Source organism: Streptomyces sp. NPDC007164, from assembly GCF_040634135.1.
Lineage (GTDB): Bacteria > Actinomycetota > Actinomycetes > Streptomycetales > Streptomycetaceae > Streptomyces > Streptomyces sanglieri.
Genome location: NZ_JBEYFB010000026.1, coordinates 72,384 through 86,998 on the forward strand (window position 1 = coordinate 72,384; position 14,615 = coordinate 86,998).

Here is a 14,615-nt window from a genome sequence, read left to right on the forward strand (position 1 = left end):
CCGCCGGTCGGCGGAGCGGCTCCGGAAGGGCCGGCGGAGATCGGGCCGGATCAGACGATGCCTTCCTCGATCTCCGCCTGCTCGCGGGCGTTCCCGTACGCCGACGGCGTGCTGTACGAACGGCGGGCGACGAACCACCACACGGTGGCCAGGACCAGCACCGCGATCAGCGCGATCGACGCGTAGTTCATCGAGTCGACCGTCACCGGGGAGGACTGCGGGAGCAGGAACAGCACGGTCACGATCGCGACCCACACCACGGCGATCCAGCCGATCGGCCTGCTCCAGCGTCCCAGGTGCCACGGCCCGCGTTCGAACCGGCTGCCGGAGCGCAGCTTCAGGAAGATCGGGATCGCGTAGGCGGGCGTGATGCCGATGACGTTGATCGCGGTCACCGCACCGTACGCGGTGGCGGAGTACAGCGAGGGCAGCGCGAGCACCCCGGCCACGACGACCGACAGCCACACCGCGTTGACCGGCGTCTGGGTGCGGGCACTCACCTTGTGCCACAGCGCCGATCCCGGCAGGGCGTTGTCACGGCTGAAGGCGAACACCATCCGGCTCGCGGCGGCGACCTCGGCGTTGCCGCAGAACAGCTGCGCCGCGATCACGATCAGCAGCATGGCGGTGGCCCCGGAGGTGCCCAGCGCGTCGATCAGGATCTGCGCCGGTGGCACCCCGGTGGCGCTCTTCTGGGTGCCCGCGTAGTCCTGGATGGCGAAGGTCAGCCCGGCGAGCAGCACGAAGCCGGCGATCCAGGAGACCCAGATCGCGCGGACGATGCCCTTGGCCGCAGTCACGGAGGCGTTCGACGTCTCCTCCGACAGGTGGGCGGAGGCGTCGTAGCCGCAGAAGGTGTACTGCGCGAGGAGCAGGCCGATCGCCGCCACGTACAACGGGTTGTGCCAGCCCGTGTCATTGACGAACTCGGTGAAGACGAACGACGGCGACTGGTGGTGCGAGGGGACGATCGCCAGCACGGTGACGATCACCGCGACACCGGCGAGGTGCCACCAGACACTGATGGAGTTGAGCACGCTGACGAGGCGGACACCGAAGAGGTTCAGTACGGCGTGCAGCAGCAGAATGCAGACAAAAATGATCATTGTCTTGCCCGGTGTGGGCGTGAATCCCCACTGGAGGTTCATCAGCGCACCGGTGAACAGCGCCGCACCGTAGTCGATGCCCGCGATCGCGCCCAGCAGACCCAGCAGATTCAGCCAGCCGGTGTACCAGCCCCACTTGCGGCCGCCGAGCCGGTCGGCCATGTAGTACAGCGCTCCCGAGGTCGGGTACGCGCTGGTGACCTCGGCGAGCGCCATGCCGACGCAGAGCACGAAGAGTCCGACACCGGCCCAGCCCCAGAGCATCACGGCCGGACCACCGGTCGACATGCCGAAGCCGTACAGGGTCATGCAGCCGGACAGGATCGAGATGACGGAGAAGCTGATGGCGAAGTTGCCGAAGCCTCCCATGCGGCGGGCGAGCACCGGCTGGTAGCCGAGTTCGCGCAGCCGCTCCTCCTCGTCCTTCGGCGGGGTTGCCTCCGCACCCGACTGGGTCGGGGTGGATATGGACATCGGGAAAACCTCCGTGAGCGGGTGATGAAAGGGGCGGACAGGATCGGTTCGGGACGGGGCGGGCACCCGGCATCGCGGTGCCGTCGCTCAGCGCTGCGGCCCCCGTCCCGGGTCGCGGGAGACGGAGAGACAGCGGCTGCGGGCACGCAGGAAGACGTCCTCCGCGTCCTTGGGGCTCTTGCGGCCACGTGTGCGGTACACCCATGGAACCGAGGTGAAATAGGGCCCGAGCTCCTCGAACACCGTTGCGGCCTCGGCGAACTGGAGCGCCCCCCACAGGGCGTGGGCCAGATGGTTGAGGTCGAGCAGGGAGTGCGAGATCGGTGGTGTGCGACGGAACCAGAGCTCCAGCGCGCGAGCCGCGTCCCGTTCCGCGTCCTCGGTGACCCAGTGCAGGTCCAGGGCCTTCTCGTGGCCCTGCTCGCGGCGGTAGCGCTCGACCCGCACATACAGCGGCAGCACATGCAGCGCGGAGCCGTCGGGCGCCGAAGAGGCCGCCCACTGAACGAAGTTGACCGCCTCCGAGAGCGATCCTCCGGCCTTGCGCGCGTACACGAACTGGAGCATCCGGTGGTAGGCCTCGCGGTTGCACGGGTCGCGCTTGTCGGCCTCGGCCAGCAGTCCCCACGGGCCGGGGAAGAGCATCGGCCCCGGCGGGTGCAGCCGGTGTTCCTCCAGCTGTTGGTGTTCGTCCAGCTGGGACAGGGCCAGCAGGCACACCCAGGGCACCGGGTCCGCGGGCGAGGCGTTCGCGGCCGTGCGGCAGGCCTGCCAGGCCTCCTGCCACAACTCCTGCGCCCGGTGGTGGCCCTCGCGGTGGGCGCGCACCGCCCGCTCGACGACGACGCGCGCCTGCATCACCGTGGCGGCGATGCTCCTGGGGTCCTCGGCCAGCCATGCCTGCACCGCGTCCGAACCGGCGGCAACCGCCCCGAGCACCTGGGTGCGCTGGGTCCACAGGGTCCAGTCCGGGGTGCTCTCCAGCAGATTACGCATGGACATCCAGCGTCCGGTGCGCAAGTCCTGTAATGCGACCCGCAGATCGTTGTCATGGCCGGCCGGGTGATAGACCGGCCGGAAATCACTGTTGGCCATGGACTCGACCTGCCCCTGAACGACAGGCCGGCGTACGACGGTCGGGAGTTCTCCTCAGCACGTCACGCAACCCGTTGGCGGCATGGAACCCGTGCAACTGCGGAAAGCCGGGAAATCGGCGGTCGGGGGCTCGGGACAGGGTGTCGGTGTCATCAATCCTCAAGGACGTGGGGGGTGAAGCAGCTGTTGAAAAACGAACTGCCTTAAGGCGTCCGGTTGTTGCCCGGCGGTGAGTGTAAGGCCAGTCACTCCGAACCCTGGACCGATTCGCGGATCTTACTCAAGCCGGCTGATTCGCCAGGACGTTGAAAGATGTACCGGTTGTTCCGGTCGTGTCCCGGGCTGCTCTTGACGTACGCGGTGGTCTGCACCACTCTGGGCGACGAGTTCAGTGATCACGATTCCGTTCAAGCCGCAGAGCTTCCGTACCGCTGGAGAGTCGATGACAGGCCCGGTACTCGCCGTGGACCAGGGCACGTCGGGGACGAAGGCCCTGGTGATCTGTCCCGAGCGCGGCGTGATCGGTTCCGCTTCCGTTCCGGTGCGAACCCGGCACGGCGCCGGGGGAGCGGTCGAGGAGGACCCGGCCGAACTGCTCGGCTCGGTCGTCGAAGCGGGCCGCCGGGCGTTGCGGGAGGCCGCCGAACCCGTGGTCGCGGTCGGCCTGGCCAACCAGGGCGAGACGGTGCTCGCCTGGGATCCGGACACGGGGCGACCGCTCACCGACGCGATCGTCTGGCAGGACCGGCGAGCCGCCTCGATCTGCACCGAGCTCGCCCCATACGACGAAGAGTTGACCCAACTCACCGGACTGCCCCTCGACCCGTACTTCGCCGCCCCGAAGATGGCCTGGATCCGCCGGGAACTCACCCGCGAGGGCGTCGTCACCACCAGCGACTCCTGGCTCGTCCACCAGCTGACCGGCGCGTTCGTCACCGACGTGGCCACAGCGGGCCGCACCCAGCTGCTCGACCTCGACCGGGCCGGCTGGTCGCCCCGGGCCCTGGAAGTCTTCGGCCTCGGCGACGAGGCACTGCCCGACGTCGTCGACTGCGACAGCACGGTCGGCACGACGACCGCCTTCGGCGGCGAACTCCCGCTGACCGGACTGCTCGTCGACCAGCAGGCCGCCCTGCTCGCCCAGAACGCCCTGGACCCGGGCAACGCCAAATGCACCTACGGAACGGGTGCCTTCCTGCTCGCCCAGACCGGGCCGGTCCCGCGCCGAGGTTCCACCGGACTGGTCAGCTGTGTCGCCTGGCGGCTCGGCGGCCGTACGAGCTACTGCCTCGACGGGCAGGTCTACACCGCCGCGTCCGCCGTCGACTGGCTCACCGGCCTCGGGGTGGTCTCCGGCGCGGCCGACCTCGACCCGGTCGGCGCGTCCGTCTCCGACTCCGGCGGCGTCACCTTCGTACCGGCACTCGCCGGACTCGCCGCCCCCTGGTGGCGCAGCGACCTGCGCGGATCGCTGACCGGCCTCGGCCTCGGCACCACCCGCGGCCATCTCGTGCGCGCCCTGTGCGAAGGCATCGCGGCCCAGGTCGTCGAACTCACCGAGGCGGTCGCCACCGACCTCGGCTCGCCACTGACCGCGCTCCGGGTCGACGGCGGCCTGACCCGCTCCGGACTCCTCATGCAGACCCAGGCCGACCTGCTGCAACGGCCCGTCGAGGTGTCCGCACTGCCCGATGTCACCGCACTCGGCGTCGGAGCCGTCGCCCGGCTCGGCCTCGACCCGCGACTCCCCGTCCGGCAGGCCCTGCCCGACTGGAAGCCCGCCGCCGTGTACGAACCCCGGATCGGCGCCGACGAGGCGGCCGAACGGCTCGCCGGGTTCCGGACCGCCGTACAGACCCTGCTGGACCATGCCTGAGACGTACGAGAGCCACCCGATGCCCCTCACGATCACCACAGCCGGCGAACTCACCGCCGACGAGCCGCCCGGCACCCCGCCCTACGACGTGACCGTCGTCGGCGCGGGCGTCGTCGGCGCCGCCATCGCCCGCGAACTCGCCCGTTACCGGCTGCGCACCGCACTCCTGGACGCCTCCGACGACATCGGCAACGGCACCTCGAAGGCCAACACCGCCATCCTGCACACCGGTTTCGACGCCGTACCCGGCTCCCTGGAAGCCCGGCTCGTACGCGAGGGACAGCACAGCCTCCGCGCGTACGCGGCCGAGACCGGCATCCCCGTCGAACGCGTCGGAGCCCTGCTCGTCGCCTGGGACGAGGAACAACTGGCCGCACTGCCGGCCCTGTTGGCCAAGGCCGAGCGCAACGACTACCACGCGGCACGCCTCCTGAACGCGGAGGAACTGCGGGCCCGCGAGCCCCGTCTGGGACCGGGCGCCCTCGGCGCGCTCGAAGTCCCCGACGAGAGCATCATCTGCCCCTGGACCACCCCGCTCGCCTACACCACCCAGGCCGTGCGCGCCGGAGTCCATCTGCACCTCAACTGCCGCGTGCGGCACATCGACAGCGACGACGAGGTCCACACCCTCACCACCACCCGGGGACCGCTGCGCACCCGCCACCTGATCAACGCCGCCGGACTCCACGCCGACGAACTCGACCGGGAACTCGGCCACGACGACTTCACCGTCACCCCGCGCCGCGGCCAGCTCATCGTCTTCGACAAGCTCGCCCGCGATCTCGTCCACCACATCCTGCTGCCGGTGCCCACCGCCGCCGGGAAGGGCGTACTGGTCGCACCGACCGTCTTCGGCAACGTGCTGCTCGGCCCCACCGCCGAGGACCTCGACGACAAGACCGCCACCGGATCGACCGCCGACGCCATCGCCCTGCTCCGCGAGAAGGGCCGCCGCATCCTGCCCGGACTGCTCGACGAGGAAGTCACCGCCGTCTACGCTGGACTCCGCGCCGCGACCGGCCAGGAGGACTACCGCATCCGGTCCCGGCCGGAGCGGCGCCGGATCACCGTCGGCGGCATCCGCTCCACCGGACTCACCGCCTCGATGGCCATCGCCGCACACGTCGTCGAACTGCTCGGCGACTCGGGCCTCGCTCTCGGCACCCCGTCCGAACTGCCGCCCGTCACCATGCCCAACCTCGGCGAGGCATTCCCCCGCCCCTACCAGGACGCCGAACGCATCGCGGCGGACCCCGCCTACGGCACGCTGGTCTGCCACTGCGAACGGGTCTCCGCGGGCGAGATCAGGGACGCCCTGGCCGGCCCGGTGCCGCCGCACTCCCCGGACGGCCTGCGGCGCAGGACGAGGGCCGGCAACGGGCGCTGCCAGGGGTTCTACTGCGGGGCCGCGGTCCGCGCACTCTTCGAGGAGACCCGGTCATGACCCGGCGCGAGCGGACCGTCGACGTGCTGATCGTCGGGGGCGGCCCGGCGGGCCTCGGCGCCGGGGCCGAACTCGCCGCGTCCGGCGCGGGCCGGGTCGAGATCCTGGAACGCGAACAGACCACGGGCGGCATCCCCCGCCACTGCCACCACGGCGGATTCGGCGGCCACACCATCGGCCGGGGAGGCACGACAGGGCCCGCGTACGCCCGGAGCTGCGTGGCCGCCGCCGAACGCGCCGGAGCCACCCTGCGTACCGGTGTCACCGCCACCGGCTGGGCCGGACCGCTGACCCTGGACACCACCGCACCCACCGGCCTCGAACGGATCACCGCCCGCGCGGTGGTCCTCGCCACCGGCGCCCGCGAACGCCCCCGCAGCGCCCGACTGGTCCCCGGCAGCCGCCCGCCCGGCGTCTACACCACCGGCGAACTCCAGCAGGCCGTCCACCTGTACCGGCAACGCATCGGCACCCGGGCCGTCGTCGTCGGCGACGGGCCCATCGGCCGTGTCGCGGCCGACACTCTGCGCATCGCGGGCGTGGACGTCGTCGCCATGGTCAGCGACCGGCCGGTTTCCCGGCTCACCGCCCCGACCCGGACCGGCGACCGGACCCCGGTCCTCGGCCGCACCACCGTCACCGCCCTGACCGGCCGGGAACGTCTCACCGGAGTCCTGGTGCGTCACCACGACGGCCGGACCGCGACCCTGCGCTGCGACACCGTCGTCTTCACCGGCGACTGGATCCCCGACCACGAACTGGCCCGGCGCGGCGGGATCACCCTCGACCCCGGCACCCGCGGCCCGGCGTACGACGCATCCCACCGTACGAACCGCACCGGAGTCTTCGCCGTCGGCAACCTGCTGCACGGCGTGGAGAGCGCGGGCGTCGCCCTCGCCGAGGGCCGGGCCGTCGCCGCGCCCGTACTGCGTCATCTGACGGCCGGCGAGTGGCCCACCGGACGGCCGTCCATCGCGGTCGAAGCCCCGCTGCGGTGGATCGCCCCGAACCTGGTCGGCCCGGCCGGCGACCTCCCGCTCCGCGGCCGCCTCACCCTGCGCACGGACCGGCGACTCACCGTGCCGCTGCTCGTCGTCCGCCAGGACGGCCGGGAGCTCCACCGGCAGCGGCTGCTGCTGCCCGCCGTACCGGACCGTCCGTTCCACCTGCGGGGCGACTGGCTGGACCGGGCCGATCCGCGCGGCGGGACCGTACGGATCTCGGTGCGCTGACCGTACGTCAGGGAATCAGCAGCCAGTCCGAGCCGATCGCCGCGACCAGTCCGAAGGCCAGCAGCCAACTGCCGAGCCGGGTACGGCCGTTGCGGCTCAGCTCGATCACGATCCCGCACAGGATCAGCGCGAGCCCGTACACCCCGACCACCAGGACGGACGACCGGCTGGCGATCCGCAGCGCGAGGACCACCGCCATCGCGGCCATGCCGACCGAGGAGAGAACCATCCGCAGCCGTCTCGCCTGGCGCGGCGTCAGCTTCCGGGCCCCGGTCTCCTCGTCCGCCCCCGGCTCCGGCTCCGGAACTGCCCCCGTCTCCGTCTCCGCCTCCGCGACAGTCTCGGTCTCGGTCTCGCTTTTCTCAGTCGCGGTCCCGGCCTCGGGACCGGCCTGGGGACCGGCCTCGGGGACGGGTATCGGGGTGTCCACGGCCTGGTCCTGGTCAGAAGTGCTCATGACGCGCGATCGTAATGGGTACGGGCGGCCCCGTTCACCGCTCCGGGCGACGGGCGGCGCAATATGACGCGGCTCCGGTGTGTGCCCGGCCACATCCCGCCCCTCGACGCCACGACCCGGCTACCGTGCCGGGGGCCGCAGACACGGCGCCTCGGCGATCGCGTCGACCGGCCCGCCACGCACCACCCCTTCGCCGGCCGCCCCGCCACCGGCCGCCCCGCCACCGCCGGTCGCCTCCACCCGCCCCGCCAGCTCGCCGGCCCAGCCGATCAGCCCGTCGACGCCGATCCCGTACGGCCGGACCCCGGCGAACTCCGTGAGCGCCGCCGCCCCGCGCCGCAACAGCCGGGCCCCGCCCGTCGCATTGCCCCGGGCCGCATGGGTCAGCCCCACCGCCAGTTGCGCGAGACCGCGCCACAACTCCCGCTCCGCCACCGGGCCCGACTTCCACGCGTCCTCGAACACCTCGTGCGCATGGAACGGCATTCCCGCGTCCAGCAGCCGCTGAGCCTCGCGCACCGTCTCCTCGGGGGTACGGACCACCCCTTCCGGCTGCCGTTCGACCCCCGGAGCCCCGTAGGGAAGGGGGCGTCCCAGCCCGTCGCGCGGGCGGGCGCTGCGCGCCCGGCCCTCGGTGTCGCGGTCCCTGCCAGTCTCTTCCACGCCACGATTGTGCCCCGCACCTGCGGCGAACTGTCCGAACCACTGTCCGTGGACCCCCGAACACGACTAGTGTCGAAAGCCATCCGTACCACCCTGGGGAGGGTAGGCATGAAGCCGTCCCGGCCGCTGTACGAGCGCGAACCGGAACTCGCTGCCGCCACACAAGCCGTGGACGCCCTTTGTGGCGCCCAGGCCGTCGGCGGGCTGTTGATCTTCAGCGGCGAGGCAGGCATCGGCAAGACAGCCCTGCTCGGCGAGATCCGGACGATCGCCGCCGACCGCTGCACCGTCTGGTCCGCGAGAGGCGGCGAAACGGTCACCTCCGTTCCGTTCCACGTCGTGCGCCAACTGCTGCAGCCCGCACTCGACCGGTTCCCGCCCGACGAGGTGCGGGCCCTGTTCGGATCCTGGTACGAGATCGCCGCACCCGCCCTCGGACTGGCCGAGCCGACCGGCCCGCAGCCCGACCCGCAAGGTGTGCGGGACGGACTCGACTTCGTCGTGGCCCGGCTCGCGTCCCGGCTGAGCCACCGTCCGCTGCTGCTCATCATCGACGACGCGCACTGGGCGGACGGCGAATCCCTCGCCTGGCTCGCCTCGTTCACCGCCCGTCTCGGTGAACTGCCCGTCCTGGTCGTACAGGCACACCGGCCGGAAGAGCTGGCCGCGCGGCAGAAGGAGAGCGGACCGGGCAGCGCCCACCCCTCCCAGGTCCGGGTCGCGCTGCGCGCACTCACCCCCGACGCCACCGCGGAGCTGGTCCGCGCGGCCCTCGGCGAACACGCCGACGACCCGTTCTGCCGCGAGGTGTGGGCCGTCACCGGCGGCAATCCCTACGAGGCGGTCGAACTCGTCGCCAAGGTCCAGGACCGCGAACTGGCACCGCTGGAGGAGTCGGCCGGACTGCTGCGCGAGCTCGGCGCCTCGGCCCGCGGCAGCGGCCTCGTGGCCAGGCTCGAACGACTCGGCACCAACGCGAACCGGTTCGCCTGGGCTGCCGCCGTCCTCGGCACCGACATCTCCCAGGACCTCGCCGCCACCCTGGCCGGCATGAGCTCCGCCGAGGCCGCCGACTGCACGGCGCGGTTGCGCGAGGCCCGTATCGTCACCGGCTTCGACCCGTTGGAGTTCGTCCACCCGCTCATCGCGAGCGCGGTGTACCGCTCCATCCCGCCGGCCACCCGCACCGCCATGCACGGCCGCGCCGCCTGGGCGATCACCCGTGCGGGACTCGGTCCCGCTGCGGCCTCCCGGCACCTGCTCGAAGTGCACCCGGACGACGACCAGGAACTGGTCGAGCAGCTCCGCGAAGCGGCCAAACAGCACCTCGCCGTCGGTGCCCCGGAAGCCGCCCGCCGCTGTCTCGAACGCGCCCTGCAGGAACCGCCGCGCCAACGGGTGAAGGCCACCCTGCTGTACGAACTGGGCTGCGCGACCCTGCTCAGCTCCCCGGCCACCACCGTCCAGCACCTGCGCGACGCCCTCGACATGCCCGGACTCGACGTCGACCAGCGGGTCGACGCCACCTACCGGCTCGCGGCCGCGCACTCGCACAACAACCAGCTCAAGGAAGCGGCGAGCGCCCTGGCAGCGGAGGTCGCCCGCACCGCCCCGGGCCCCGGCCTGATGCGGCTCCAGGCGGCCCACTTCCTCTGGGAGGGCATGCAGGCGGGCGAGGAGGACGGGCCCGGCCGATCCGGCCGCCTGGCCCGGAACGCCGACCATCTGCAGGGCCGTGACAACGCCGAGCGCGCCCTGCTCACGCTCCGAGCCTTCGACGCCATGCTGCGAGGCGAGAACTCCCAGCTGATCGTCGACCTCTGCGAACGCGCCCTGGTCGACGGCCACCCCGCCCGGGGCCTCGGCTGGACCGACTCGGAGTGGGGCTTCGAACTGCCGACCCTCGTCGGCATCACCTACGCCTTCACCGACCAGCTCGACCGGGCCGAGCAGCTCTTCGGCGAGGCCGTCCGCGCCTTCGAGATCTCCGGCTGGAGCGGCGCGCACCTCGCGTTCGCGCACACCCTGCTCGGACTGGTCCACCGCCGACGCGGACGTCTCGCCGAGGCCGAGGGCTTCCTGCGCGAAGGACTGCGCCTCGCCGACCGCGTCGGCAGCGGACTTCCGGTCCACTGGGACGCGGCCTGCCTGCTCATCGACACCCTGGTTGCCCGCGGCCGGGTCACCGAGGCCCGCGAGATCGCCGACCGCTACGCCTTCGGCGCGCCCTACCCGAGCGCGATGGTGCTGCCCGACGGCCCGTGCGTACGCGGTCGGCTGCTGCTGGCCGAAGGCCGTACGAAGGAGGCCGTCGTCGAACTCGAAGCGGCCGGCCAGGCTCTCGAACCCCGAGGCAGGTTCAACGGGGTGTGGGCACCCTGGGCCGGTGACCTGGCCCGCGCACTGGCCGAGGAGGACCCGGCCCGCGCCGCCCAACTCGCCACCACGGCCCGGGTGCACGCCGAGCGCTTCGGCACGGACACCGCGATCGGCGAGGCCCTGCGCTGCGTCGCCCTGTTCGCCGCCCCCGAGGACGCCACCCACCTGCTGGCCGAGGCGGTCCGCCACCTGGAGGCATCCCCGTCCGCGTACGAACACGCGTTGGCCCTCGTCGACTACGGCATCGCGATCCGCTCACCGCGCGAACTCGCCCGGGCTCACAAACTGGCCACCGCATGCGGTGCGGAATCCCTGGCCAACCGCGCCCACCAGGCACGGGCGTCGATCCGGTCCTCGGAGTGAGGTAATGTTTGTCCTGCGAGCCCGCCGGGGAACACCGGGGGAACCGCATCGGGACGTGGCGCAGCTTGGTAGCGCACTTGACTGGGGGTCAAGGGGTCGCAGGTTCAAATCCTGTCGTCCCGACTTGTGAGAGTCGCAGGTCGAAGGGCCGCTCCAGAGGAATCTGGAGCGGCCCTTCGGTCGTTCCCGGGCCGGTCGGGGACCGGGCGCCCGACTTCCTGCCGCGTGCCGAAGGCGTACAACCACTGCTCCTGCGCACCGAGTTGCCCGGTGCCGCGCCGGATTTCCGGCGGCTCGACGCGCCGTCCGCGCGCCGGCCGACCGGCGACAATCTGTCAGGGAGCCGCCGTGATGGCACCGGGCAAGGCACGATCAGTGCATGGAGAAGCAGTCGAGAACCTTACCCACCACCCCTGTTCGCCTGGCTGGGCAGAACATCGTGCTCAGGGAGTGGGACGATGCGGACATCCCCGCGCTGACCGAGATGTACGACGATCCGGAGATCGACCGCTGGACGCCCGTACCCTCGCCGTTCGACGCGGACGCCGCTCGCGCGTACCTCGGGAAGGCCCGTGAAGCCCGCGCCGAGGGCCGCCGTGTGCAACTGGCCATCACGGCCGACGGCGGGCAGCCGCAGGGCGAGGTGCTGATCTGGTGGGACGACCTGGACGACCGGGACATCGAACTCGCCTACGGCGGCGGGTCCCGGTTCCGGCGTCGGGGGCTGGCGTCCGCAGCTGTCACGGTCGCCACCGGGTACGCCCTTCAGCACTGCGAAGCGCGGCGAGTGCTGCTCCGGATAGAGGCCGACAACGCCCCGAGCGCCGCCGTGGCACGATCGGCGGGATTCGCGCCCGCCACGGACGAACCCATTGCGCGGGAGGCGAAGGGGCGGGGCGTGCTGCTGCGGACCTGGTGTCACGGGAACGGCGAACCGGCGCCCTGACCCACCAAGGCGTCGCCCCCCGAGCGGCCCGGACGCCCCGGGCCGTCCGGGCCCACTACGCTGGTACGAAGCAGGCTGAACGGGGCAGAGCGGAGTGGTCTCAGGGAGGCGTGATGAGTCAGCAGCCGGTCCTTCTTCCCTACACCGATCCGGCCTTCGTGGCCGACCCCTTCCCGGTCTACCGGCAGCTGCGCGAGGACGGCCCGGTACGGCGCGCCATCATCGCAGGCGGCCTGGAGGCATGGCTCGTCACACGGTACGAGGACGGCCTCGCGGCCCTCTCCGACCCGCGGCTGAGCAGTGACGTCGCCGATGCGGCGGACCCCCGGCTCATCGAGCGGCTGCCCGCCAGGGACCGCGGATCCGTACTGCGCAACATGCTCCGCACCGATCCCCCCGACCACACCCGACTGCGCCGCCTGGTGTCCAAGGCGTTCACCGCGCGCAGAGTGGCCGAGCTGCGGCCCCGCGTCCAGGAGATCGCCGACCGGCTGCTCGACGAGATCGCGCCCGACGGCCGCGCCGACCTCGTGGAGAGTTTCGCCCTGCCGCTCCCGGTCACCGTGATCAGCGAGCTGCTCGGCGTACCCGTGACGGACCGGGGCGACTTCCAGCGGTGGACCGACGACCTGGTCCTGCGGGGCGCCGAGCCGCCGGACCCGGCCCGGACGGACGAGGCGTGGCGGCACATGCATGGGTATCTGACCGGGCTGATCGGGGCGAAGCGGGCCAGGCCCGGGGGCGACCTGCTCAGCGCCCTGGTGGCCGCCCGGGACGAGGAGCGGAGGCTGGACGAGGACGAGCTGATCGCCATGGCCTTCCTGCTGCTGGCGGCCGGATACATCACCACGGTCAACCTCATCGGCAGCGGGATCGCGGCGCTGCTCGCCCACCCCGACCAGCTCCGGCGGCTGCGGGAGGACCCGGAGCTGCTGCCGGGGGCGATCGAGGAGTTCCTGCGCTTCGACGGACCGGTCAACCCCGGCATCGCCCGGTTCGCGCGCGAGGACGTCACCATCGCGGGGGTGGCCGTCCCGCGCGGCGCGACCGTGCTCGTGGCATCCGCGATCGCCGACCGCGATCCGGACCACTTCCCCGAACCCGACCGCCTGGACATCTCCCGGCAGGACAACGCCCACCTCGCGTTCGGGCACGGTATCCACTACTGCCTGGGGGCGCCGCTGGCCCGGCTGGAGGGCCGGATCGCCATCGGTACCGTCCTGCGCCGCCTTCCCGGCCTCGCCCTGGCCGTGCCGCCGGGCGAGCTGCGGTGGCGACCCGGAGGGCTGCGCGGCCCGGAGCGACTGCCCGTCACCTTCACCGTCGGCGCCCCTGCCTGAAGACGCTCACCGGGCCTGCCCCGCCTCAGCCGAAGAGCTTGCCCAGGAACGCGTCGAGGTTGCTCCTGGTCCGCTCCACCTGCTCCGCCACTGTCAGGGTCTCCTTGAAGCGAGCACCGGGCGCCGCGATCTTCCTGCCCCGGACATAGAGCGAACAGGCGAGGTCGGTGCAGATGTACAGCCCGACCGAATTGCCCTCGCGCCCCGCCGCGCCGGTCTTGCGGGCGGTCATCAGCGAGACGCCGCTCCCCGGGTGCGTGGTGAGGCACAGCGAGCACATGCTCCGATGGAGGAAGCCGCGCTGCTGGGAGGGGAAGCGGAGCGTCACGCCGATGAGTTCGCCCTCGCGTTCGGTGACGATGTAACTGCGCCCGGGGGCGGAGAGATCCCGCCACCCCAGGAAGTCCAGATCGTCCCAGGGCTGCTCCTCCAGATCGCGGGGGAGCGGCAGGCGTTTGGCCTCCCCCTTGGAGCAGTTGACGAACGATGCGCGGATGTCCTGCTCATTCAGGGCCTTCATGCGAGGGACGCTAACCCTGCCTACGACCACTAGGCAAATGATTAATGGGGCAAGGTTATGTGTCGGTCCCGGCGATGTCCGTGCCGTCCGCGATCATCAGCCGGTGCGCGGGCGGGTGCTCGATCGAGAGGTCCGGGCGCCAGGCCGCGAGCACCTGCGCGGAGGGGGCGAACAGCGGCCCGGGCAGGGCGTCGAGCCCCGTCCACTGCCAGGCGCTGATCAGATGCGGTTCGGTCACCCGAGGGGCTCCCGACCGTACGGTCACCTCGGCGCCCATCGAGACCCGGTTGATGCCCCCGACCACGTCGTGGAGCATGGCGAAGACGCGTACGCCCGCCGCGTCGGCCTCAAGCCCCGTCTCCTCGCGCAGCTCACGGACGGCCGCCTCGGCGATCGACTCGTGCGTCGGGTCGACCTTGCCGCCGGGCAGCTCCCAGGTTCCGCCGTGGTGCCTGCCGAGGAGGATCCGTCCCTGGCCGTCCTGCACGACGACGCCCACCCCGAGCGCCGCCTGTGCCTTCGGCGGGCGGGTGTTGCGGGAAGAGGTGTCCGCGGGCGTGGTCGTCATGGTGCTCCCTGTGTTCCTCGCAGGTGGGGAGGGTCGCGGGCGCGGGGCCCGGCACTCCCGTCGTACGAGGCAGCCTACGGACAACCGCGACGCCGCCCTCCGCGTGGGCCGCACCACGGAGCAGCGGCCGGGTGGCCGACGGTCGGCGGACA

The 14,615-nt window shown here is 72.1% G+C and carries 12 protein-coding genes and 1 tRNA gene; 7 read left to right on the forward strand and 6 right to left on the reverse strand.

Going from position 1 to position 14,615, the window contains the following annotated elements:
* Window positions 1-50: 50 nt before the first annotated feature.
* Both ABZ622_RS27475 and ABZ622_RS27480 read right to left on the reverse strand, forming a co-directional pair.
* Entirely contained in the window at window positions 51-1,580 is a 1,530-nt protein-coding gene (locus ABZ622_RS27475) for an amino acid permease (protein WP_360547539.1), read from the reverse strand.
* An 87-nt stretch (window positions 1,581-1,667) separates the two neighbouring features.
* On the reverse strand, window positions 1,668-2,675 hold the full coding sequence (locus tag ABZ622_RS27480) for a hypothetical protein (RefSeq protein WP_360547541.1): 1,008 nt from the start codon (window positions 2,673-2,675) through the stop codon (window positions 1,668-1,670).
* Window positions 2,676-3,117: 442 nt separating this feature from the next.
* On the opposite strand from ABZ622_RS27480, the gene ABZ622_RS27485 reads away from it, so the two are divergent.
* The 3 genes from ABZ622_RS27485 to ABZ622_RS27495 are packed head-to-tail and all read left to right on the forward strand — an operon-like array spanning window position 3,118 to window position 7,227.
* Window positions 3,118-4,551: an FGGY family carbohydrate kinase gene (locus ABZ622_RS27485; protein ID WP_360547543.1), complete on the forward strand. Its 1,434-nt coding sequence runs from the start codon at window positions 3,118-3,120 to the stop codon at window positions 4,549-4,551.
* A 19-nt stretch (window positions 4,552-4,570) separates the two neighbouring features.
* Complete coding sequence (locus ABZ622_RS27490) at window positions 4,571-5,995, forward strand: NAD(P)/FAD-dependent oxidoreductase (RefSeq protein WP_360547613.1); 1,425 nt, start codon at window positions 4,571-4,573, stop codon at window positions 5,993-5,995.
* On the forward strand, window positions 5,992-7,227 hold the full coding sequence (locus tag ABZ622_RS27495) for an FAD-dependent oxidoreductase (protein ID WP_360547545.1): 1,236 nt from the start codon (window positions 5,992-5,994) through the stop codon (window positions 7,225-7,227). The genes ABZ622_RS27490 and ABZ622_RS27495 overlap by 4 nt, the downstream gene beginning before the upstream one ends.
* Before the next feature lie 7 nt (window positions 7,228-7,234).
* On the opposite strand, the gene ABZ622_RS27500 is transcribed toward ABZ622_RS27495, so the two are convergent.
* Both ABZ622_RS27500 and ABZ622_RS27505 read right to left on the reverse strand, forming a co-directional pair.
* Window positions 7,235-7,684 carry a hypothetical protein gene (locus tag ABZ622_RS27500; protein WP_360547547.1) on the reverse strand — a complete coding sequence of 150 codons (450 nt, stop codon included), beginning with the start codon at window positions 7,682-7,684 and terminating at the stop codon, window positions 7,235-7,237.
* A 120-nt stretch (window positions 7,685-7,804) separates the two neighbouring features.
* Window positions 7,805-8,347: a DUF309 domain-containing protein gene (locus ABZ622_RS27505; protein ID WP_360547549.1), complete on the reverse strand. Its 543-nt coding sequence runs from the start codon at window positions 8,345-8,347 to the stop codon at window positions 7,805-7,807.
* 108 nt (window positions 8,348-8,455) lie between these two features.
* Here ABZ622_RS27505 and ABZ622_RS27510 point away from each other — a divergent pair, with 108 nt between their 5' ends.
* The 4 genes from ABZ622_RS27510 to ABZ622_RS27525 all read left to right on the forward strand — a co-directional run bounded on the left by ABZ622_RS27510 (window position 8,456) and on the right by ABZ622_RS27525 (window position 13,375).
* On the forward strand, window positions 8,456-11,089 hold the full coding sequence (locus tag ABZ622_RS27510) for an AAA family ATPase (RefSeq protein WP_360547551.1): 2,634 nt from the start codon (window positions 8,456-8,458) through the stop codon (window positions 11,087-11,089).
* 49 nt (window positions 11,090-11,138) lie between these two features.
* A tRNA-Pro gene (locus ABZ622_RS27515) sits at window positions 11,139-11,212 on the forward strand.
* Between the two features lie 256 nt (window positions 11,213-11,468).
* Window positions 11,469-12,035, forward strand: a complete 567-nt coding sequence (locus ABZ622_RS27520) for a GNAT family N-acetyltransferase (RefSeq protein WP_360547553.1) — start codon at window positions 11,469-11,471, stop codon at window positions 12,033-12,035.
* Between the two features lie 113 nt (window positions 12,036-12,148).
* Window positions 12,149-13,375: a cytochrome P450 gene (locus tag ABZ622_RS27525; protein ID WP_360547555.1), complete on the forward strand. Its 1,227-nt coding sequence runs from the start codon at window positions 12,149-12,151 to the stop codon at window positions 13,373-13,375.
* A gap of 25 nt (window positions 13,376-13,400) precedes the next feature.
* Here ABZ622_RS27525 and ABZ622_RS27530 read toward each other — a convergent pair whose 3' ends face one another.
* Both ABZ622_RS27530 and ABZ622_RS27535 read right to left on the reverse strand, forming a co-directional pair.
* Entirely contained in the window at window positions 13,401-13,895 is a 495-nt protein-coding gene (locus tag ABZ622_RS27530; RefSeq protein ID WP_360547557.1) for an FBP domain-containing protein, read from the reverse strand.
* A gap of 55 nt (window positions 13,896-13,950) precedes the next feature.
* Window positions 13,951-14,463: an NUDIX domain-containing protein gene (locus tag ABZ622_RS27535; RefSeq protein ID WP_360547559.1), complete on the reverse strand. Its 513-nt coding sequence runs from the start codon at window positions 14,461-14,463 to the stop codon at window positions 13,951-13,953.
* Window positions 14,464-14,615 lie beyond the last annotated feature (152 nt).